Source organism: Halalkalibacter oceani (assembly GCF_023715705.1).
GTDB lineage: Bacteria > Bacillota > Bacilli > Bacillales > Bacillaceae_D > Halalkalibacter > Halalkalibacter oceani_A.
The window spans coordinates 48,014-68,856 of record NZ_JAMBOS010000020.1; the positions used below are offsets into that span (position 1 = coordinate 48,014).

22 protein-coding genes and 1 rRNA gene are annotated in these 20,843 nt (G+C 46.4%); 19 read left to right on the top strand and 4 right to left on the bottom strand.

The window, feature by feature from the left end; all coding sequences use genetic code 11:
* Positions 1-29 precede the first annotated feature (29 nt).
* The 9 genes from M3212_RS15880 (at position 30) to M3212_RS15920 (ending at position 9,806) form a co-directional block, all read left to right on the top strand.
* Positions 30-1,082: a TRAP transporter substrate-binding protein gene (locus M3212_RS15880; protein ID WP_251194958.1), complete on the top strand. Its 1,053-nt coding sequence runs from the start codon at positions 30-32 to the stop codon at positions 1,080-1,082.
* An 81-nt stretch (positions 1,083-1,163) separates the two neighbouring features.
* Entirely contained in the window at positions 1,164-1,703 is a 540-nt protein-coding gene (locus M3212_RS15885) for a TRAP transporter small permease (protein ID WP_251194959.1), read from the top strand.
* 3 nt (positions 1,704-1,706) lie between these two features.
* Positions 1,707-2,993 (top strand): TRAP transporter large permease, encoded by a 1,287-nt coding sequence (locus tag M3212_RS15890; RefSeq protein WP_251194960.1) that lies wholly within the window; start codon positions 1,707-1,709, stop codon positions 2,991-2,993.
* Between the two features lie 61 nt (positions 2,994-3,054).
* Positions 3,055-4,524 carry an aldehyde dehydrogenase family protein gene (locus tag M3212_RS15895; RefSeq protein ID WP_251194961.1) on the top strand — a complete coding sequence of 490 codons (1,470 nt, stop codon included), beginning with the start codon at positions 3,055-3,057 and terminating at the stop codon, positions 4,522-4,524.
* A gap of 165 nt (positions 4,525-4,689) precedes the next feature.
* Positions 4,690-5,562 (top strand): NAD(P)-dependent oxidoreductase, encoded by an 873-nt coding sequence (locus tag M3212_RS15900; RefSeq protein ID WP_251194980.1) that lies wholly within the window; start codon positions 4,690-4,692, stop codon positions 5,560-5,562.
* 235 nt (positions 5,563-5,797) lie between these two features.
* A complete protein-coding gene (locus M3212_RS15905) occupies positions 5,798-7,297 on the top strand; it encodes a spore germination protein (RefSeq protein ID WP_251194962.1) in 1,500 nt (499 codons plus the stop codon).
* A gap of 15 nt (positions 7,298-7,312) precedes the next feature.
* Complete coding sequence (locus M3212_RS15910; protein ID WP_251194963.1) at positions 7,313-8,401, top strand: GerAB/ArcD/ProY family transporter; 1,089 nt, start codon at positions 7,313-7,315, stop codon at positions 8,399-8,401.
* On the top strand, positions 8,398-9,642 hold the full coding sequence (locus M3212_RS15915) for a Ger(x)C family spore germination protein (protein WP_251194964.1): 1,245 nt from the start codon (positions 8,398-8,400) through the stop codon (positions 9,640-9,642). The genes M3212_RS15910 and M3212_RS15915 overlap by 4 nt, the downstream gene beginning before the upstream one ends.
* 2 nt (positions 9,643-9,644) lie before the next feature.
* Positions 9,645-9,806, top strand: a complete 162-nt coding sequence (locus M3212_RS15920) for a hypothetical protein (RefSeq protein WP_251194965.1) — start codon at positions 9,645-9,647, stop codon at positions 9,804-9,806.
* A 156-nt stretch (positions 9,807-9,962) separates the two neighbouring features.
* On the opposite strand, the gene M3212_RS15925 is transcribed toward M3212_RS15920, so the two are convergent.
* A complete protein-coding gene (locus M3212_RS15925) occupies positions 9,963-10,181 on the bottom strand; it encodes a cytosolic protein (protein WP_251194966.1) in 219 nt (72 codons plus the stop codon).
* 117 nt (positions 10,182-10,298) lie between these two features.
* Here M3212_RS15925 and fabL point away from each other — a divergent pair, with 117 nt between their 5' ends.
* From fabL to M3212_RS15945, 4 genes are all read left to right on the top strand, one after another.
* Positions 10,299-11,048, top strand: a complete 750-nt coding sequence (gene fabL / locus M3212_RS15930; protein WP_251194967.1) for an enoyl-[acyl-carrier-protein] reductase FabL — start codon at positions 10,299-10,301, stop codon at positions 11,046-11,048.
* Between the two features lie 61 nt (positions 11,049-11,109).
* Positions 11,110-11,313 (top strand): gamma-type small acid-soluble spore protein, encoded by a 204-nt coding sequence (locus tag M3212_RS15935; RefSeq protein WP_251194968.1) that lies wholly within the window; start codon positions 11,110-11,112, stop codon positions 11,311-11,313.
* A 343-nt stretch (positions 11,314-11,656) separates the two neighbouring features.
* Entirely contained in the window at positions 11,657-12,184 is a 528-nt protein-coding gene (gene ntdP, locus M3212_RS15940; protein ID WP_251194969.1) for a nucleoside tri-diphosphate phosphatase, read from the top strand.
* A gap of 83 nt (positions 12,185-12,267) precedes the next feature.
* Positions 12,268-14,010, top strand: a complete 1,743-nt coding sequence (locus M3212_RS15945) for an ABC transporter ATP-binding protein (protein ID WP_285874540.1) — start codon at positions 12,268-12,270, stop codon at positions 14,008-14,010.
* Positions 14,011-14,119: 109 nt separating this feature from the next.
* On the opposite strand, the gene M3212_RS15950 is transcribed toward M3212_RS15945, so the two are convergent.
* On the bottom strand, positions 14,120-15,205 hold the full coding sequence (locus tag M3212_RS15950; RefSeq protein ID WP_251194971.1) for an aromatic acid exporter family protein: 1,086 nt from the start codon (positions 15,203-15,205) through the stop codon (positions 14,120-14,122).
* A gap of 319 nt (positions 15,206-15,524) precedes the next feature.
* Positions 15,525-16,814, bottom strand: a complete 1,290-nt coding sequence (locus M3212_RS15955) for a glutamate-1-semialdehyde 2,1-aminomutase (RefSeq protein WP_251194972.1) — start codon at positions 16,812-16,814, stop codon at positions 15,525-15,527.
* A gap of 135 nt (positions 16,815-16,949) precedes the next feature.
* Here M3212_RS15955 and M3212_RS15960 point away from each other — a divergent pair, with 135 nt between their 5' ends.
* From M3212_RS15960 to perR, 4 genes are all read left to right on the top strand, one after another.
* On the top strand, positions 16,950-17,372 hold the full coding sequence (locus M3212_RS15960; protein ID WP_251194973.1) for a potassium channel family protein: 423 nt from the start codon (positions 16,950-16,952) through the stop codon (positions 17,370-17,372).
* Positions 17,373-17,430: 58 nt separating this feature from the next.
* Positions 17,431-17,904, top strand: a complete 474-nt coding sequence (bcp, locus tag M3212_RS15965; RefSeq protein WP_251194974.1) for a thioredoxin-dependent thiol peroxidase — start codon at positions 17,431-17,433, stop codon at positions 17,902-17,904.
* Positions 17,905-18,129: 225 nt separating this feature from the next.
* Positions 18,130-18,423: a cyclic-di-AMP receptor gene (locus M3212_RS15970; protein ID WP_251194975.1), complete on the top strand. Its 294-nt coding sequence runs from the start codon at positions 18,130-18,132 to the stop codon at positions 18,421-18,423.
* An 82-nt stretch (positions 18,424-18,505) separates the two neighbouring features.
* A complete protein-coding gene (perR, locus tag M3212_RS15975; protein ID WP_251194976.1) occupies positions 18,506-18,946 on the top strand; it encodes a peroxide-responsive transcriptional repressor PerR in 441 nt (146 codons plus the stop codon).
* 121 nt (positions 18,947-19,067) lie between these two features.
* Here the strand turns inward: perR and M3212_RS15980 are convergent, their stop codons facing one another.
* Entirely contained in the window at positions 19,068-19,427 is a 360-nt protein-coding gene (locus M3212_RS15980) for a YgzB family protein (RefSeq protein ID WP_251194977.1), read from the bottom strand.
* A 147-nt stretch (positions 19,428-19,574) separates the two neighbouring features.
* Between M3212_RS15980 and M3212_RS15985 the strand changes: the two genes are divergently transcribed.
* On the top strand, positions 19,575-20,444 hold the full coding sequence (locus M3212_RS15985) for a nucleotidyltransferase-like protein (RefSeq protein WP_251194978.1): 870 nt from the start codon (positions 19,575-19,577) through the stop codon (positions 20,442-20,444).
* A 304-nt stretch (positions 20,445-20,748) separates the two neighbouring features.
* Positions 20,749-20,843, top strand: a 16S ribosomal RNA gene (locus M3212_RS15990); the annotation flags it as partial.

Consider the following 20,843-nt stretch of genomic DNA (forward strand, 5'->3'; position numbering starts at 1 on the left):
ATATTGATTCAATTAAGGGGGAAGATGAAATGAAGAGGGTAGCTACTAGTAGAAATGTAAGCGCTTTATTGTTGGTGGTCTTTCTTTTATTCTTAGCGGCGTGCGGAAATCAAGCAGCCGATTCAGGTGGTGGCGACGGTGCGGCGGAATCCGGTACGGATGTGGAAGCTCAAGTTATTACGGTAGCGCATCAACAGCCGGATTCGCATCCTGTTCATATTTCATTCACTGAGAAACTGAAGCCGATGATTGAAGAAAACAGCAATGGTCAGCTGAGAGTAGAAATATACGGTGGCGGCCAACTTGGTGGAGAGCGTGATGTCATGGAACAGACGCAGGCAGGGCAAATTCATATCACGCATTTAAGTCCGATATTAGGGACGATTTATGAACCTGTTAACTTAACGGATCTTCCGTATTTATTTCGCGACTTTGACCATGTCGATCAAGTGCTTGATGGGGAATTAGGTCGGGAAATTCTTGATGGTATGGCGGCGGAGACCGGGTTGAGAGGAATGGCGTTTATTGACAACGGATTTCGTCAAATCACCAACAGCAGCCGGGAAATCAATTCGCTTGAAGATGTAAGGGGACTCAGCCTCCGTGTTCCGGAAGCGCCGATTTCTATCGCCAACCTAGAAGCACTTGGAGCGAATGTGACGACGATTGCCTACAATGAGCTGTACAGTGCGCTACAGCAGGGAGTTGTTGACGGTCAGGAAAATGCCTATACAACGGCAGCTTCAGGGAAGTTTTACGAAGTCCAGGATTACGTAGCTGAGACGAACCACATGTACGGGCAAAATATTATTCTTTCCAATGATAAATGGTTTACCGAATTGTCTCCTGAGCTGCAGGAGGTCGTGACTGAAGCGGTTAGAGAGACGGCGCGCTACCATAATGAACTTCACCGGGGACAGGAAGAGGAGAACAAGCAGCTTTTAGTCGATAACGGTATGATTTTGACAACACCGGATTTAACGGAATTTAGAGAAGCCAGTGAAGTGGTCTATCAGAGCTTTTATCAGGAAAATCCGGAGCTTGAAGAGCTGGTAGAAGAAATTCGTCAGCTTGGACAATAAGGCTGTAATACCGTGCTCGCTCTCCTGCTGTGACCTATTCATGGCAGGGCGGTGAGGAATTTAGAAGAAAGGGTCATTCATATGTCCAAACAACAATCGAGCTTACAAATTGAGCAGATGGAAAACGAAGAGGGATTGCAGTCGAAGGAGAAAAACAAACGACTGATTGCACTGGAAAAGGTAGAAAACACCCTCGTGGCGACAATGCTGTTTCTCATCTTAATCGTCGTTATTGCTCAAGTCTATGCCCGCTTTGTGACAGGGAATTCGATTACTTGGGCGGGGGAGCTGTCCCGCTTTCTCGCCGTTTGGTTAATTTTCCTGGGCTCTGCCATTGCGTTACGACGTAATTTGCATATTCAGGTCGACAATTTATACAACAACGTCTCGGAAAAGCTTGGTCTCGTCCTGTATGTGTTACGCGGTCTGATCATCCTGGCTTTTCTCGCGGTTATTTTCGTTGGAAGCCTGGAGATGCTGGAGATCGTCTCGATGCAAACCTCACCAGGTTTGGGGATCAGAATGAATTTCGTCTATATCGTCATGCCTGTCTCCATTTGCTTAATGGTTGTCGTCGTGCTTGTTCAACTGTTTGTCAGATCCAGAAAGAAAAGAGGGTAGCATATGTTGGCTTTGTTGCTTTTCTTAGTCGTTCTCTTTGCTTGCCTGGCCATCGGCATCCCGATCTTCATCGCTCTGGGTGTGGGAACAATCTCAATTTCTTTGTTTCTTACCGGCGGCATTCCGATTTCGATGCTTGGCCAGAAAATGATTACCGGTGTCGACAGCTTTCCGTTGATGGCGATCCCTCTTTTTATACTTGCCGGGGAATTAATGAATACGAAAAGTATCTCCGGGCAGCTCGTCGAGTTTACAAAAGCGATCATCGGACGTGTCAGAGGGGGCCTGGCGTATGTCGGGATTGGCACGAGTATGTTTTTTTCCAGTATTAGCGGTTCTGCTTCAGCAGGGACGGCTGCGGTCGGCGGCATTATGATTCCGGCGCTGAAAAAGGAAGGGTATCATAAGAACTTTGCCTCCGGCGTCATTGCGGCGGCCGGTTCGATCGGTCCGATAATACCACCGAGTATTCCGCTTATTATTTATGGACTGACGGCCGAGGTGTCGATCGGTCAGCTGTTTATCGCCGGCTATGTGCCGGGGGTGCTGATGGCGATTCTCTTTGCGGTAGTCGTGTTTTACCATGCGAAAAAAGAAGATTATCCGATCGGTTCAAAAATTTTCTTTCGCCAGTTTTTGAAAATTTCGTTAAAAACGATTCCAGCCTTTCTCCTGCCTGTTATTATAATGGGAGGAATCGTCATCGGGGCATTTACCCCGACAGAGTCCGCCGCGGTCGCCGCGGGGTATGCGTTTATCCTGTCGGTGATTGTATTCAGGGAGATTTCACTTAAAGAGCTTCCGAATGTCTTTGCGCGGGCGGCTTACGCTTCTTGTGTCATTATGATTGTCATCGCTTCGGCCAATTTACTGTCGTGGACCTTAACGATTCAGCAAATCCCGGCGGCGATGACAGAGAGCTTGTTAACGATTACTGAAAACAAAATTCTTATTTTGCTGTTAATTAATTTTATCGTCATTATTCTCGGGATGTTCCTCGACGCCGGCTCGGTTATTTTAGTCGTCACGCCGCTTTTCTTACCGGCTATCCTGAATATCGGCTATGACCCGGTTTTGTTTGGCGTCATGCTGGCGGTCAATTTAAGCATTGGGGTTCTGACGCCGCCTGTTGGGCTGAATCTCTTTGTCGCCTCGTCGATCGGAAATGCCGGACTGTTTCAGGTGGCAAGGGCATGTATTCCATTTATTGTCTGTATTATGCTTGTCCTTGTGTTGATGATTGTACTGCCTGATCTATTTAATTATTTACCGAATCTGTTTTACGGATGACGGAAAGTTTCAGCAAATTGATTAACGTGTATATGTAAATTAAGAAAAGGATGGTGTTTGTATGAAAACCGAAACAATCACACGGGAGCTTATGCTAATCAACGGAAAGTGGACGGAAGCGGCGGGAAAGGAATTTTTCCAGGTTGAGAATCCGGCGAAGCGGGGCACTATCATTGCCGAGGTGCCAAGAGCGACAGCCGAGGATGTCAATAACGCCGTCCAGGCAGCGAACGAGGCGTTTGACAGCTGGAGAAAGGTGCCGGCGAGAGAGCGGGGCCGACTGCTCTGGAAAATTGCCGACGCAGTGGACGCTCAATTCGAGGAATTGGCCAGAACGATTGCCACGGAAACGGGCAATGCTTTGAAAACGCAGGCGAAAGGGGAAGCGAAGGGTGTCGCCGATGTGATCCGCTATTTCGGTGGAGTCGCCGGAGAGCTAAAAGGGGAAACCCTGCCAGTTGACAATCAGCTCTTCGCCTACACTCAGCGTGAGCCGTACGGCGTGATCGGCGGAATCATTCCGTGGAACGCTCCGGTTCAGCTTGCCGCACTAAAAATCGCCCCGGCGTTGGCGGCAGGGAATACGATCGTCCTGAAGGCTGCTGAGGATGCACCATTAGGCGTGCTGAAGCTCGCTAAAATTTGTGCAGACATTTTGCCGCCGGGCGTCGTTAATATTTTGACCGGTTTTGGCGAGGAGTGCGGCTCGCCGCTGGCGAAGCATCCGCTTGTGAGAAAGCTGACATTTACCGGCTCGACACAAACAGGAAAAATCATCATGCATGAAGCAGCTGAACGGATCATTCCGATTTCGTTAGAGCTTGGCGGGAAAAGCCCGCAAATTGTTTACCCGGATGCCGACAGTGAGAAGGTGATTGACAATGTCATGTCGGCGATGCGTTTTGCTCGTCAGGGGCAGTCGTGTTCAGCCGGCTCGCGTCTCTATTTGCATAAATCAATCTACGATTCCTTTGTCGAAAAGCTGATTGCGAAGGCGAAGCTTCTTCAAGTAGGCGATCCGCTTGATGAGAATAACGATATGGGCTCGATAATTAATGAAAAGCAGTTTAACAAAGTTTGCGCCTATATTGAAGAAGGAATCAATCACCCGGATCTCGAGCTTCTTCTCGGTGGGTTACCGCCTAAGGAAGGTCCGCTTTCGGAAGGGTATTTCCTTGAGCCAACGATCTTCGCCGCTCCTCATGACGATTTGCGCCTGGCGAAGGAAGAAATCTTCGGTCCAGTTTTAATCGTCATTCCGTGGGAAGACGAGGAAGAAGTTATTAAGATGGCAAATAGAAGTGATTATGGATTAGCAGCGTTTATCTGGACGAAGGATACGACGCGCGCCATGCGGACGGCGAACCTTCTTGAAGCCGGCTGGGTTCAAATTAACCGCGGCGGCGGAATGATGACGGGGCATTCGTACGGCGGCTATAAGCAGAGCGGAATCGGCCGCGAATATTCATTGGAAAGTATGATCGAAAGCTTTACTCAGACAAAAAGCATCATGATTGATTTTGATGAATAAGGAACGCTAACGGGCCGGGCTGAAGGTGAAAAACCTTTGGCCTGGTCTCCCTGTTTTTCCGGCTGATTGCAAGCGCTATTAAAATTCAGAATGTGATGTTAAAATATGGACAAGCAGGATCGTATTGCTCCATTTTACATAATCGATTTGGGAGGGGAACGTTTGATGGTACAAACAGTTGGCTTTATCGGTACAGGTGTAATGGGAAAAGGGATGATTAGAAACCTGATGAAGGCGGGCTATACGTTACACGTTTATACACGGACAAAGGCAAAGGCGGAGGAGCTTCTGGCTGAGGGAGCGATCTGGAAGGATACTCCGGCAGAGCTCGCGGCTGAATCGGATGTCATCATCACGATCGTTGGCTATCCGCGCGATGTAGAAGAAGTTTTTCTTGGTGAAAATGGAGTCGTTGAACATGCGAAGGCGGGCAGCTACGTCATTGACATGACGACCTCCTCGCCGCGACTGGCCGTTGATATTTATCAAAAAGCAAAGGAAAAGCAGCTTCATGCTCTGGATGCTCCTGTGTCCGGCGGCGATATTGGAGCGCGCGATGGTAAGCTCTCCATCATGGTCGGTGGAGATGAGGACGCCTTTCAAGCAGTGAAGCCGATTTTTGAAGCGATGGGAACGAACATTAGATACCAGGGAGAGGCTGGCGCCGGGCAGCATACGAAATTAGCGAATCAGATCGCGATTGCCGGCAATATGCTCGGTGTGTGTGAAGCTATGGTCTATGCGGAAAAAGCCGGCCTTGACCAGCACAAAGTGCTGACGAGTATAACGACGGGAGCGGCCGGAAGCTGGTCGTTGAGCAATCTTGCTCCGAAGATGATTGACGGGGATTTTGCGCCGGGCTTTTACGTTAAGCATTTTATTAAGGATATGACGATCGCGCTGGAATCAGCAGAGGAGATGGGGCTGCTCACCCCGGCATTAACGCAGGCCAAGAAGATGTACGAAGAATTGGCGGCGATGGGTGAGGAAAACAGTGGGACTCAGGCGCTTTACCGCTGGTACCAAAGCAAGAGCTAACAAATGGGATCAAAAGGAGCTTCTTTGCCTTTTGGCGAGGGGAAGTTAATCCTGTAAACATGACTGAAGAGCTGTCCTAAAAGGGGAAATCAACCCTTACGGACAGCTCTTTTTTTATATCAATTCAAGCAAACCGCCACCTTGAAAGGCAGGCTCCCAAGGATAAACAACTTACATAAAAAGTGGTTCCGGAAGCACAATAATTCTGTATTTGGATTTTCAAGGAGGAGGGGTCATGTACAGATTACGAAAAGGTATCAAGCGGAAGCCCGTTCAACAGCAGCATGAAAATGAACCTTTTGACACCTCGCTTTCGAAAAACATACAGACGTTGAAGGAGCTTTATTCCTATAAGGTCAATCAAGACTTCGCTGTACGGGAATTCACGATAAAGCATTCCGGCAGGCAAGCGGCATTATTGTATTATCAGTCAGCGGTCGACCCGGGTAAATTAGCCAAGTCAATTATCGAACCGTTGTTGCAGTTTGAAGGTGAAGCGGTTGAATCAATTGTCACGCTTGATAACATCAGCGAAGGATTTGATACAGAAGATGCGATCACGAGCATTAATAATGGGTATGCTGTCCTGTTTATCGACGGCGAAAGCAAAGCGTATCTGTTTAATGTATCCGACTTTAAGCATCGAAATATCGAAAAAACACAAAATGAAAACCTGATCAAAGGACCGAAAGAAGCTTTCGCGGAATCCAGTCTTGTCAATATCTCCATGTTGCGAAAGCGAATTCATGATAAAGACTTTATAACAGAGACGGTGTCTGTCGGCAAACGGCTTAAAGCGGATGTCAGCATTCTCTACATTAAGGATATCGCCAACCCGGAGATCATTAAGGAAGTCAAACAGAGAATCGGAAAAATTAAATCAGACAGTGTACGAAGTGTTGAGCTGTTAGAACAATACATTGAGGACCGCCCCTACTCTTTAATCCCGACGATCCTCTATTCGGAACGGCCTGACAGGGCAGCTGCCTATCTGGAGGATGGTTATGTCGTACTGCTGATGGAAAACTCCTCATCCTGTTTGGTTTTGCCGGTAACCTTCTGGTCCTTTTTTCACTCGGCAGAGGATCGCTATTTACGTCTTCTCTTTGGAAACTTTTCCAGGGCTGTTCGAATTCTGGCCTTCTTTATTACGTTGTTAATTTCAGCTCTTTATATTTCATTGGTCAATTATCATGATGAAATGATCCCTCCTGACCTGCTTCTGGCTATTGCCGCCACTCGGGAGAAGGTTCCATTTCCAGTGATCATAGAAGTATTGATCATGGAAGTGGCATTTGAATTAATCCGCGAGGCCGGGCTGCGTATTCCGAATCCGCTTGGCCCGACAATCGGAATCGTCGGTGCGCTTATATTAGGGCAGGCGGCGGTGGAAGCAAATATTATCAGTCCCGTTATTGTGATCGTTGTCGCTTTGTCCGGCCTTTCTTCCTTTGCGATTGCCGATATTAGCTTTAATTATACGATTCGTTTGTCGCGGTTTATCTTTATCTTTTGCGCTGCTGCCTTTGGAATGTTCGGACTTGTCGGTTGTTACGTCTTGTGGACCATTTATTTATGCTCCATTACGTCATTCGGTGTACCGTTCTTAGCACCTTTAGCACCACATTTCACCTCAGCAGGAGATACGATATTCAGAAGAAACATAAGAAATGAAATTTGGCGGCCGGCCTTTTTAAAACTAAAAGATATGCAGAAAAACCAGAAGGACACATAAGACGGGTGATGATCAATGGACGTAACGAACAAAGTGGGAGTAAGAGAATTTATCGCGGTTATTTTACTGGTGATTGGAAGCAAGTTGGCTGACAACACGCCGGCTATTTTAGTTCAAGAAGCGAGAAATTCCTTCTGGATGATTCCTTTGGTCGCTTTAGCCCCGTTCATCCCCCCGTTCCTGCTTTTTTTGCATTTATTAAAAAAGCATAAAAACAAAAACCTGATTGAGCTTGTCAATCATATTCTTGGGCGCTATGCCGGTTTTGTGCTTGGATTTCTAATTTTTTTAATGACCTTTGCGACGCTCGTTATCGATAGTCGCAGCTTTGTTGAAGAATTAAGCATTTTATATTACCCGAAAACACCGCTTCTAGTTTTGTTGGGCGTCCTGCTGCTCATCTGCGGGTTGGGGGCGAGACTCGGAATCCAATATGTAATGACCGCTTCCTGGGTGATCCTCCCCTATGTGAAAGTGAGCGTTATCTTTTTGTTTATTTTAGCGCTGACGAACAATGAATGGAGAAGGATCTTTCCAATATGGGGGGATGGATTTGATGTCGTCCTGATTGAAGGGGTAAAGAATGTTTCCTTGTTTACAGATTTAGTTTTATTAACTATGGCTTACACCTCTTTAAGAAAAACGACAGTGTATCATCGGGCAGCGTATTGGGGGCTGGGGATTGTCTCACTTGAACTGTGTATTGCTTTCTTACTTTACGCGACGATGTTTGACTATAAATCAATTGACACCGTTGCCTATCATTTTCATGAAGTCACACAGTATATCCATTTAGGAATTTACTTTACTAATATTGAAACCTACTTTATGTTTTTTTGGCTGCTCGCCATCATCATCCGCTTTATTATTTACCTTTATTTTACGACGTGGATCCTAGCCGCCGTCTTTAACATTCAAAACTTCCGTCGGCTGGTACTACCACTTGCTGTATTGACGATTTGGCTCGGCATTCTGCCGGAGAATTCAATTGAATTGACACTAACCTACAGAAAAGAGCTCTTATTTGTCATTTCCTTGTTTTTTCTTACGACGCCCTTTTTATTATGGACAGTGGAAAAAGTGAAAGGAGGGATAAAGGCATGAAGCTGTATCTGTTGTCGGCTTCGTTCTGTTTGCTCCTCTTTCTTACCGGGTGTTATGACCTTACTGAATTAGAGCAAAAAGCATATGTCGTCGCGATTGGCATTGATCAAACAGACAAGCAGGGAATGTACGAGGTTTCATTCCAAATAGCCAATCCGGAGGTGGGGACGACGACCCAGGCCGCCGCGACTGACAAAAAGCCGAAAGAAACAGTGACTTTGGTAGCGCCCGATTTTATTTCTGCTCAAAATACAGCAAATTCCTTTGTGACACGTGAATTGACCTTTGATCACACAAAGGTATTGATTATCTCGGAGGAATTGGCCCGCTCGGGGGAACTGTTAAATATTATCCAGGCGGCGAATCAGGAAAGTCAGTTGCGCAGAGGGGTTCAGATGATTGTCTCCAAAGAAAAAGCAAGTGAATTTCTTACAAATACTGCGCCGCCGATGGAAACGCGCCCTCACAAATATTATCAATTTATGCTGGAACGGGGGCGGGAAACAGGTCTGATTCCTGATGCTGATATTCACCGTTTTTTTCAAATAACGGAGGGGGATGCTGATTTATTTCTAGCCGTTTATGCGGCAAGTATGGCAACGGATAAGGATGTAAAGGGGAATGAAGATGAATTTAGTGCAGGAGAGGTTCCTCAAATGGGTAAGAAGGAAACCCAGTTTATCGGCTCGGCTTTTTTTAAAGAAGGGACGATGATCGACCGGCTGGATGGGGAAGAAACGAGATTGACCTTAATTATGGATAATACTCTTAATATGGAGGACGTGCTGACAACGTATCCCGATCCTATGGATGACCACTACCGGATAACAACAAAGTATATTCAGAAGGATAAAACATCGGTGAAAATCAATTATGTGCAAGATGGAAAAGCGAAAATTGACATCTACATTCCTTTTCATTTAGAGGTGCTTGCCGTTCCGAGTTTGATTGATTATTCCAATAACAAAGAGAATCTTCAACTACTAAGGACGTCACTCGAAACCTATATAACAGATGTGGCTGAAAAATTTATCAAGAAGACGCAGGAAGAATATAAATCGGAACCATTTTACTGGTCGCTCTATGTGAGGCATCATTTCAACACGATTGCAGAATATGAAGAGGCAGATTGGCATAATCAAATTTATCCAAACGCCGACATATCGATTACTTTTGATCTGAAGAACATCCGGTTTGGAAAATTAATCAAGTCCGCCGATTTAGAGGAAGTGAGGGATTAGATATGCTGCTCTTATGGCTTGTGGCGATTGGAACAGCCTTTTACACTGTAGGGATCGCAAGGAAGATTTTCAAGGACGAGGGCAATACGTTTGGAGCGATAATGGTCGGCGTTCTTGCCGTTTCCATTTTGCTTGGTCCGGTGTTTATTCAGTATTTCCGTTAATGGGAATATGGCTAGCTACATGCCGGAGCGAAGTGATTTCTCCCAGGAACTGCGGCGGGCTAGCAGGTCGCGGCAGTTCCGCTCATTGTCTTCGAGGCTGGGCGTAAAAGGTAAAAGGAAAGGAACAACCATTTTGTCCCAGCCGCTGGAAAACAATTAAAACGGATCCAAAAATCCGCGGTGCTCGGCAGCGGAGTGTACCAACCCGCCGCGGCTTTCGATTTCTTCGATGATTTCCCGGTACATCGTTAACCCTTCTGCGTTTACATACGGAGCAATTTGCTGGAAGCTGTGGTGAAAAAAAGCGAGTTCATCATCGGTCCAGCTTTGCTTTTTTATTGTGGAAAGCTCTGTCATATCACGGCCGTCATACATCACATTCCCTCCTCTTTGCCTAGTGTGGCTGTTCGTAGTCGGGGCTATGCGCTATAATGTAAAGGTAGGAAAAGGTATTGTGTGAATTAATCGTTGCTGAAATGGAGGCATTTTAAGATGGAACAGAAGGTAGCCCTGGTCACTGGCAGCAGCCGCGGGATCGGGAAAAATATCGCGCTGAAATTAGCGGAGCGCGGGTATGATTTGGTGATTAATTATGCAAGAAGCAAGCAGGCGGCGCTTGATACGGCGCAGGAAATTGAAGCGCTCGGGCGAAAAGCGTTAGTCGTGAAGGCGAATGTCGGAAAGCCGGACAAAATCAAAGCGTTATTTGCCGAAATTGACGAGACGTTCGGAAGGCTCGATATATTGGTGAACAATGCGGCTTCCGGTGTGCTGCGACCGTTGATGGAGCTGGAGGAAAGTCATTGGGACTGGACGATGGATATAAACAGTAAGGCGCTTTTGTTTTGCGCTCAGGAAGCGGCAAAGCGGATGGAGAAAACCGGCGGCGGTCATATTGTCAGCCTCAGTTCGCTCGGGTCAATCCGCTATTTGAAAAATTACACGACAGTCGGTGTATCAAAAGCGGCCGTCGAGGCGTTAACGCGCTATCTGGCTGTTGAACTGGCGGAAAAAGGGATCATCGTCAATGCCGTATCCGGCGGCGCGGTCGATACCGATGCGTTGACTCACTTTCCGAACCGCGAGGAGCTTCTGGCGGACGCGGCGGCGCGGACCCCGGCTGGCCGGATTGTCGAGCCGGATGATCTGGCGAAAGCGGTGCTCTTTTTATTATCGGACGATGCGAAAATGATTCGCGGGCAGACGCTGATCGTTGATGGCGGGATTTCCCTGCTGGCCTAAAAAATTATTGTATAATCTTACACCTCCCCGGACATCTTAAGTATCGTGGAGGTGATATCACATGGACAAACAACAACAAGCTTCTAAAACAAATGCTCAACAAGTCCGTAAGCAAAACGCTGCTTCTGCGCAAAACCAAAGCTTCAACACTGAGTTTGCGAGCGAAACAAACGCTCAAGAAGTAAAACAGCAAAATGCTCAAGCGGAAGCTCGTAAAGGTCAAGCATCCGCTCAAAAGCAACAACAGCAACAACGTCAACAATAATGTAAGCAAGTTGTCTGACATTGCGTCAAACAGGCAGGGAGCGAACCTAAACGGTTTTGCTTCCTGCTTTTTTTGTCAATGGTGTTCAATTGATGTTGTCGAGAACGTTTACTTTGTGCCTATCTATACATAATTTCCGCTTATTTTGCAGCAAAAAGCGCTAACCATTTCAAAACAGAATAGAACGAGTTATAATATAGAAGAATGAAGAGAATTTTTTACCGCAAGCAAACGTAATAGTAATGGATAGGGTAGGAAAAAAGGATGAGGGAACAAGTGAAGTGAGCGCGCGTTTTTGATGAGACCTACTGACGTCCGAAATTTTGTGAGGAAGGAGATCTTTATGAATTTTCCCAAAGTTGGAAGTCATATTCAGATCCAGAGCTATAAGCATAATGGATCGATTCATCGCATTTGGGAAGAAACAATTGTGCTTAAAGGGACGTCAAAGGTTGTAATAGGCGGGAATGATCGAATACTTGTGAAAGAATCTGACGGACGAAATTGGCGGACACGGGAGCCGGCCATTTGCTACTTTGATTCTGAACAATGGTTTAATACGATCGGAATGATTCGATCCGACGGAATTTATTACTATTGCAACCTTGGTTCACCTTTTACCTGGGATGAGGAAGCGTTAAAGTATATTGACTATGACCTAGATATTAAGGTGTATCCGGATATGACCTTTAAGCTCTTGGATGAGGATGAATATGAATTGCACAGTAAGCAAATGAATTATCCACCGGCTGTCGATGATTTGCTGAAACGGGGCGTCGATGAGTTGATTTCATGGATTCATCAACGGAAAGGCCCCTTTGCTCCGCAATTTGTTGAAAGCTGGTATGAACGGTTTTTGCAATATCGCTAAATAAGTCAGACAGGGGTGTGCCAAAAGGGTTACTTACCTTTTGGCACACCCCCTTCTCAGCGAATGAAAAGGGGGTGGCGAAACTGAATAGCATGAAGCGCTATCTGGCTTTCGTCAAGCCATATTGGAAGGAAATCATTCTGACGGTTTTAATTGGGGTGCTGAAATTCGGCATTCCTTTACTTTTGCCATTAGTGATGATGTATGTGATTGATGACATCATTTTCGCGGAAGCGTTAGCTGATGACGAAAAGCTGTCACTTTTATTTAGAATCATGATTGGCATGTTTTTTATTTTTGTCGTTTTGCGCCCGCCGATTGAGTACTTCCGTCAGTACTTTGCCCAGTTCATCGGCAACAAGGTGCTGTATGATATCCGTGACCAACTGTTTACCCATATTCAGAAGCTCAGTTTGAAATTTTACTCCAATCGCAAGGTCGGGGAAATCATTTCGCGGGTGATTCACGATGTGGAACAAACGAAGACGTTTGTCATTACCGGACTAATGAATATTTGGCTGGACTTATTTACGATTATTATTGCGATTATTATTATGTTGAATTTAAACGTCTGGCTGACAATTGTCGCGATTTCGATGTTTCCGTTTTACGGTTTTTCGATCAAGTTCTTTTACAGCAGGCTCCGTCATTTGACGCGTGTGCGTTCTCAGGCGCTTGCTGAGGTCCAGGGGCATCTTCATGAACGGGTACAAGGGATGAACGTTATTCGCAGCTTCGCGCTGGAGGAGTATGAGCAGGACCAGTTTGCCAAGCGGAATGGGCATTTTCTGACGAAAGCAATCGATCATACGAAATGGAACGCGAAAACCTTTGCCGTGGTCAATACGATTACCGATGTCGCCCCGCTGCTAGTCATTTTCGTCTCCGGTTATTTTGTCATTACCGGACAGCTTGAAGTAGGGGCGATGACCGCCTTTGTGCTCTATATGGAGCGGCTGTACGGCCCGCTTCGCCGGCTCGTAAATTCCTCGACGACATTGACGCAGGCTATTGCTTCGATGGATCGTGTATTTGAATTTATTGATGAAAAGTATGATATTGTCGATCGCTCTTCTGCAACTCCGCTCAAACGGGCGCAAGGCAGCTTTGAATTTGACAATGTAACCTTTCGCTACAATGAAGATGAGGAACCGGTTTTAAAAAATTTACAGCTCAAAGTAGAACGGGGAGAGACGATCGCCTTTGTCGGGATGAGCGGCGGAGGAAAGAGCACGCTGATTAGTCTGCTGCCGCGCTTTTATGATGTGACTGAAGGGCGGATTCTCCTTGACGGCAAGGATTTGCGCGACTATCAGGTCCGAACGCTGCGCGACAATATCGGCATGGTGCTGCAGGATAATATTCTGTTCAGTCATTCCGTCAAGGCGAATATTTTGATGGGGCGGCCTGACGCCACTGACGAAGAGGTAGTTGCCGCTGCAAAAGCTGCTAATGCGCACGGCTTCATTATGTCCCTGCCGAACGGCTATGAGACGGAGGTCGGCGAAAGAGGCGTGAAGCTTTCAGGCGGTCAAAAGCAACGCGTGGCGATTGCCAGAGTCTTTTTGAAAAATCCGCCGATCCTGATTTTTGATGAGGCGACTTCGGCGCTTGATTTGGAAAGCGAACATTATATTCAAGAGGCGCTTGAAAAATTGGCGCGTGATCGCACGACCTTTATCGTCGCCCACAGGCTCTCGACGATTACCCACGCGGATCGGATCGTCGTCATTGAAAATGGCGAAATTGTCGAGTCTGGCAGTCACGAGGACCTAATGGTCAAAGGCGGCAGCTATCAGAAATTATTCGAGGTTCAGCAGCTTTAAAAAGGAAGGCTCCCAACATCTTGCATTTTTGGGAGCCTTCCTTTGTCGTTGGTTTACGAGCATGCGTCTGGCAAAAGGTGAAAATATACCCTTTTGCCAAGCCCTTTTTTCAGTCATCTTCAGGATCTTTGATTTTGACTTCATTTTCTAATTTGTGGTAGTTGAAGAAGCTGTCGACAAGCTGGTCGAGATGTTCAAGCTGCTCTTGGTATTCAATCATTTGCGAGACGATTGGCAGCAGCTGGAGCCACTGCTCATGTGTGGTGCAGTCCTGTTCCCGCAATTCAATAAAGCAGGAGACGAGCTGTTCCTTGCCGCTGTTCATCCGTTCGGTCAATTCCTCCGGATGGTGCGAATGAACTTTCCCGACATAGCGCAGTAAAATCAAGTCATGATAGGCGGTTAAATAGTCGAGCTGTTTTTCAAATTTCTTTTGGATCTTGTCGGAAGTATGATTCAATGCTTCCGCCCGCCGTTCGAGGTTTTTCAGCACACTGAATGCTTTTTTTGTCGTGACGAGCATTTGGCGGAATAAGACAACTTTACGTGCTTTGCCGTATTTGTTCCGCTGAAAATAATTGCGCTCTTCCTTATATAAAAGATACAGGTTTTCGATTTTAATCATGCTCTCTTCCAGGCGGCCCAAGTCTTTTTTCAGCGCGCGCGGGTCAGCGTCGTTGCGAATAAAAAGCATCGTCCACTGGTTGATGTCTTCCGTCGCCTTTTGCAGCTTGTGATAGAGCTTCGTTTCATAGCGCGGTGGAACGAAGACGAGATTGACAATAAAGGCGGAAATCACTCCGAGCAAAATTAAGAAAAAGCGGCCGGTAGAAAACTCGATAAAGTTATCGGCCGGGCTCTCCATCACGATGATAACGGTAATAATCGCCAATGGAATCGTTGAAGACTCGAGCTTCACTTTTAAAATGATCGCGATCGCGATGACGACGACGATTCCGATAACGAACGGCTCATGGCCAAAGGTCATGACGAAAATAACGCCTAGAACCGCACCGATCAGGTTGGCTTGCACTTGATCCAAAATCGTTTGAAATGTGCGGTAAATAGATGGCTGAACAGCGAATGCGGCAGCGAGGGCGGCGAAAACCGGCGGCTCAAGCCCGAGCCATATCGCTAAATACAGGGAAATCATAATGGCAAGACCCGTTTTAAAAATACGAGCTCCAAGTTTCATATAAAAATGATGTCCTTTCTTGTTTTCCGTTTAGTTTCTCTTACATCTAGTATTGCAATTATCATTACTCAATACCCTTCATAAAAGATTACCGAACGTAATATACAATATCTGCCGGAAAGCGGCAAGTGATTTTTTTCAGAAAGATGAAAAGAGGTCTTTTTGAGGAAGCTGCTGAAAAAGGACGATTTTCACTTTTTCAGCAGCTTTTTAGTATTGATTTTGAAAAACTTTTGGAGGAACGAAATGACTGAGAAGCTGTCCCGAAAAGTGGAAATCGACCCGAGGACAACTCCTAAAGCAGCAGGTGGACGCCTGCTTATTTCATCGCTGCGAATGCTTGATCGACCGCGTTTAATGTTTGCCTGATATCATCTTCCGTGTGGGCGATCGTCAGGAACCACGCTTCGAATTTCGACGGCGCGATATGAACACCACGTTTTAGCAGCTCCTTGAAAAAGATGCCGAACTTCCCGCTGTCGGTTTTTTCAGCCTGCTCATAATTTGTGATCCGCTCGGCACCGAAATAAATCGTCAGTGCCCCTTTCAGACGGTTGACGGTGACGATTTGCTGATGCTTCTCGGCAAGAGCCAGCATTCCTTCCTCAAGCATGGCTCCCAGCTGATCGAGCCGCTCATACAGCCCGCCCTCCTGCAATACCTCAAGGCAGGCGATTCCGGCACTCATGGAAGCAGGATTACCGGCCATTGTCCCGGCCTGATAGGCTGGTCCGAGCGGAGCGACCTTTTCCATAATGTCAACCCGGCCGCCATAGGCGCCGATCGGTAGGCCGCCGCCGATGATTTTTCCGAGTGCCGTCATATCAGGCTCGACGCCTAAATAGTTTTGCGCGCCACCATACATGAAACGGAAGGCGGTGATCACTTCATCGTAAATAACGAGAGCACCGGCATTGTGTGTAATTTCGTTGACCGCTTCAAGGAAGCCGGGAGCCGGCTCGACGATGCCGAAGTTGCCGACAATCGGTTCCACGAGAACGGCGGCGATGTCGCAGCCCCATTTATCAATTGCCTGCTTGTATGCGTTGATGTCATTAAAAGGTACGGTGATCACTTCTTTGGCGATGCTCTTTGTCACCCCGGCAGAGTCAGGCGTGCCCAACGTCGAAGGTCCCGAACCGGCGGCGACGAGGACGAGGTCGGAATGGCCGTGATAGCACCCGGCGAATTTGATGATTTTATCGCGTCCCGTATAAGCTCTGGCGACGCGGATCGTTGTCATCACCGCTTCTGTGCCGGAGTTGACAAACCGCACTTTTTCGAGCGATGGAATCGCTTCTTTCAGCATTTTCGCGAACTGATTTTCCAATTTCGTCGGTGTTCCGTACAGGACGCCGTTTTCGGCAGCGCGGGTGATCGCTTCTGTAATATGAGGATGAGCATGTCCCGTAATAATCGGGCCGTATGCCGCCAAGTAATCAATGTAACGGTTTCCGTCAACATCCCAGAAGTAAGCCCCTTTGGCCCGCTCCATAAACACAGGGGTGCCGCCGCCGACGCCCTTATAAGCCCGTGACGGGCTGTTAACGCCGCCGACGATATGCTCTTGAGCTTCTTTATATAAGGCTTCTGATTGTGAATGATTCATGTTATACCCTCCAGCTGTGGTCAATTTGCTAAGAATTCCTGTTCTTATTCAACCATACAACTCTTGTCATCAGCAAGGCCAGCCTCTTCTAAAATGCGCCAGACAAGCATAATGATCAAGGGAGGGGGAACAATGATGACAATGCTTTTATATGGTATTTTAGTTACGGCGACGACAGGGACGATCGTCAGCCTTCTGCTGCTGCTTCGTTACCGACCGTCGCGCGGGGCTTATGCTGTATCTCTTCGTCATTTTACTTTGCTTGTGCTAGTTTACATCACCGTGATCCTTTCCTTTTCCATTCTGTATCTTGGATTAGAGCTGTTGGGCGTTCATGTCTTGGTCGAAGCGAATCATTCGATTCAAGGGCCGATGCCGCATATGCTTGAAGATATTATTTACTTTAGCGCTGTGACCTTGCTTTCAGTCGGCTACGGGGATTTAGTGCCAATTGGAGTGGGCCGGATCATCGCCGTGATTCAGGCGCTTTTTGGGTACCTTCTCCCGGCGGCCTTTGTCGTGACAACCGTCTTCCATGTAAAAAGCAAGGGTGGTTAGTTGTCTTCCAGCTTAAATTCGGCTACGCTTAAAGAAATCGTATGGAAAGGATGATTCGATGAAAGCTCAAATTGGACAAGAAGCTCCTCCATTTACTCTTCCGTCAAGCAACGGAGAAACGGTGTCACTGGCCGACTTTAAAGGAAAGACCGTTGTGCTTTATTTTTATCCAAAGGATATGACTCCAGGCTGCACGACACAGGCGTGCGACTTTCGTGACCGGATTGACGATTTCTCCGGTCTGAATACGGTGATTCTTGGTGTAAGTCCGGACCCGGTTGACCGTCATAAAAAATTTATTGATAAATATGAGCTGCCCTTTCAGCTGCTTGCCGATGAGGATCATCAAGTGGCCGAGGATTATGGCGTATGGAAGCTAAAAAAGAATTTCGGTAAGGAATATATGGGAATTGAACGTTCAACCTTTGTCATTGATAAAGACGGGATCTTAGTGAAGGAATGGAGAAAGGTCCGTGTGAAAGACCATGTGGAGGAAGCGTTGACCTACATTAAAGATGAACTTGAAAGCTGAGTAACAGCTGTACATGAGAGGGATGGCCGGGGAAAGGACTGGCTCCGCCCGTTACATTCTCCGTGAAAGAACCCCACTTTCATGGAGAATAAAGATATTGAACGGGTCCGCGCAATGCTTCTAAGAAAAAGCCTGCGTGCTTTTCTTAAAGGATTTCTCGTACGAACCACGAATCATTCACTTGAATAAATTACTAATGAACACCTAATAGAAATGGGGGGTAACATGAAGCTCTTAGTATGTATTATTGATAACATGTATGCCAATGAGGTAGAAACTCAACTGAGAAAGCAAGGCTATCGAATGACGGAGTTGGCCAGTTCCGGAGGCTTCTGGAGAAAAGGGAACACGACTTTTCTTTTTGGGGTTGAGGAAGCGGATCTTCCCGGGTTATCAGACGCCCTTAAAGCAGCCTGCCTTGATGTGGAAAAGAAGAAACAAAGGGCGAGCAAACAAGAGCATCGGTATACCTCCTTTTTGTTGCAAGTGAAGGATGCGGCTCCTTTGTTAAATATTTGAGAGCGTTGACAGAGAAGGCTTTTGCATATTATACTTATTATAAGGTAAGAATGGTTTTCTTTTGAAAGAGAGGTGCATGACAATGTCTGCCCATCGCTTGCAAGATGCACTTGATGCGTTAAAAAGCACCCGCGTGCGTATGACTCCGCAACGTCATGCGATTCTGGAATTTTTATATGAATCAATGACTCATCCGACAGCCGACGAAATATATAAGGCGTTAGAGGGTCGTTTTCCCAATATGAGTGTGGCAACCGTTTATAATAACCTTCGGGTCTTTAAGGAAGCAGGGATCGTAAAAGAGCTGACATATGGGGACTCATCGAGCAGATTTGATTCGGTTACCTCTGATCACTACCATGTGATCTGCGGGAATTGTGGAAAGATCGTCGACTTTCATTATCCTGGGTTAGACGAGGTGGAAACGCTGGCGGAGCATGTGACAGGCTTTAAAGTTCATAGTCACCGGATGGAGATTTATGGAACGTGCCCATCGTGTCAAGGAGAAAAGGTCAATCATTAAAGGGGCTGGGACAAAGGGTGTTTTTCACCTTTTGCCCAGCCCCTAAGAATGTGGTAAGTGAAGCCATTGCACCTATATGCTCTTAGTGTTTGGTGCCTGTCCGCCACGGACAGGCACTTTCTTATTGCTTCGTTTTTGATTTGCGGTTATAGTTTTCGTCAAATTCTTTTCCTTCAAGTGTTTTATCTAACGTTAATGGCTCGCTGCAATGCATGCAGGCATCAACCCGTCCAAGCATTTTGGTCGCTCCGCCGCAGTTTGGGCATACAACCTGGATCGTTCTTGTTGATAGCATACCGATCCAAAAGTAGACGACTGTGCTTCCGATGACAAATAAAAAACCGAGCAGCATTGTTATCGTCATCAAAATAACCGATTCTCTGAAGAAGATGCCGATATACATCACGAGGATGCCGATAAACACCAGTGATAACGCAAAAGTTCTAATTTTATTAATTTTGTTCGTATACTTTAAAGCCATGATTGTCCCTCCTAGCATGTAGTATAGCATATGGTGGCCAATTCAACATCCGTCCGATTCTGTCAAAATGGCAGGAGATTTCCCCAAAACGTCGAAGAAGATAGTTCTGCATCGGTATTTTTGAGTTAAGAAAGGAGTTTGATGGTAATGGAAGGAACACTGCGTCAATTATATCAGGACAGAGCCGGCTTGGAGGATACGCTGGCCATTATGTTAATTGAAAAGGAGATATCCCCGCTGTCCATTACCGATGGCTCTGAAGTTGTTATTCTTCTTATTCATAATAAGCCTGAAGAGGAATGGCAGGTAAAGCATTATGAGGTGGAAGGCAAACAAGTTTCGTTTCATTTCTTAAGTCAAAGCATGATGCATCAAATTTTAATTTCCGGAAATCAGCGCCGGTTAATTGACTGGCTCGTCAATGGAAAGATTGTCTTTGATCGAAATGAGTTTTTAAAAGGAATTAAAGATAGGATTGAATCCTTTCCACCAGACGACCGCTCGAAAAAGATGACGATCCAGTTCACAAAGCTGCTCAGACGGTTTGAAGAAGGAAGAACCTTGTTCAGACATCAACATTATTTCGATGCGTACAGCCATATGATGCATGCGCTTCATCATTTGGCGCGTTTATCCGTGATTCATCACGGCTATTATCCGGAAGTAACGGTTTGGGAGCAGGTTCGTCATATTGAACCGCAAACGTACAAGCTTTATCAGGAGCTGTTGAAGAGTGAGGAGCCGTTGGAAAAACGGATTGAGCTTCTTATTTTAGCAACGGAATTCGCTGTGCATTCAAAAACAAGTGTCGGCAGTCGGCATTTTCTTTCTATTCTTGAAGAAGGTCCGGCAACGATGGCTGATTATATGGAACATCCTGAGGTCGAGGATTACCGGGTTGATTTGGAATTGTTAGTCCAGCATTTAGTCGAAAAAGGCTTTCTTTCTACAGAAAAAGTAAGGACTAAGGCAGAGGGAATAACAAAGATCATTTATTTTCTTGAAAAAAGATGTTGACGTCATTTTGCAGGTGTGATAAATTATTACTTGTCGCCGATGAGGCAACGAAATAATTTAAATTAACCCTTGACGCGAAACGTCAATCGGTGTTAAGATGTAAAAGTCGCCATAAACGACAACGAGTTCTTTGAAAACTGAACAAAAGCCAAGCGAAAAAAAGGTGACGAATGTCACCGTCAAAAAAGCCAGCGGAGCCTGCACAAGGTTTTGGAAGCAAGAGACGAAGTGGTTTTCTTCGACTATTGCTGAGTGCAGAGTGGAGCGGTTTTAAAAAGTTTAAGAGCTTAATCAGCTCACCATTTTCATGGAGAGTTTGATCCTGGCTCAGGACGAACGCTGGCGGCGTGCCTAATACATGCAAGTCGAGCGGGTGAACCTGACAGATTCCTTCGGGAT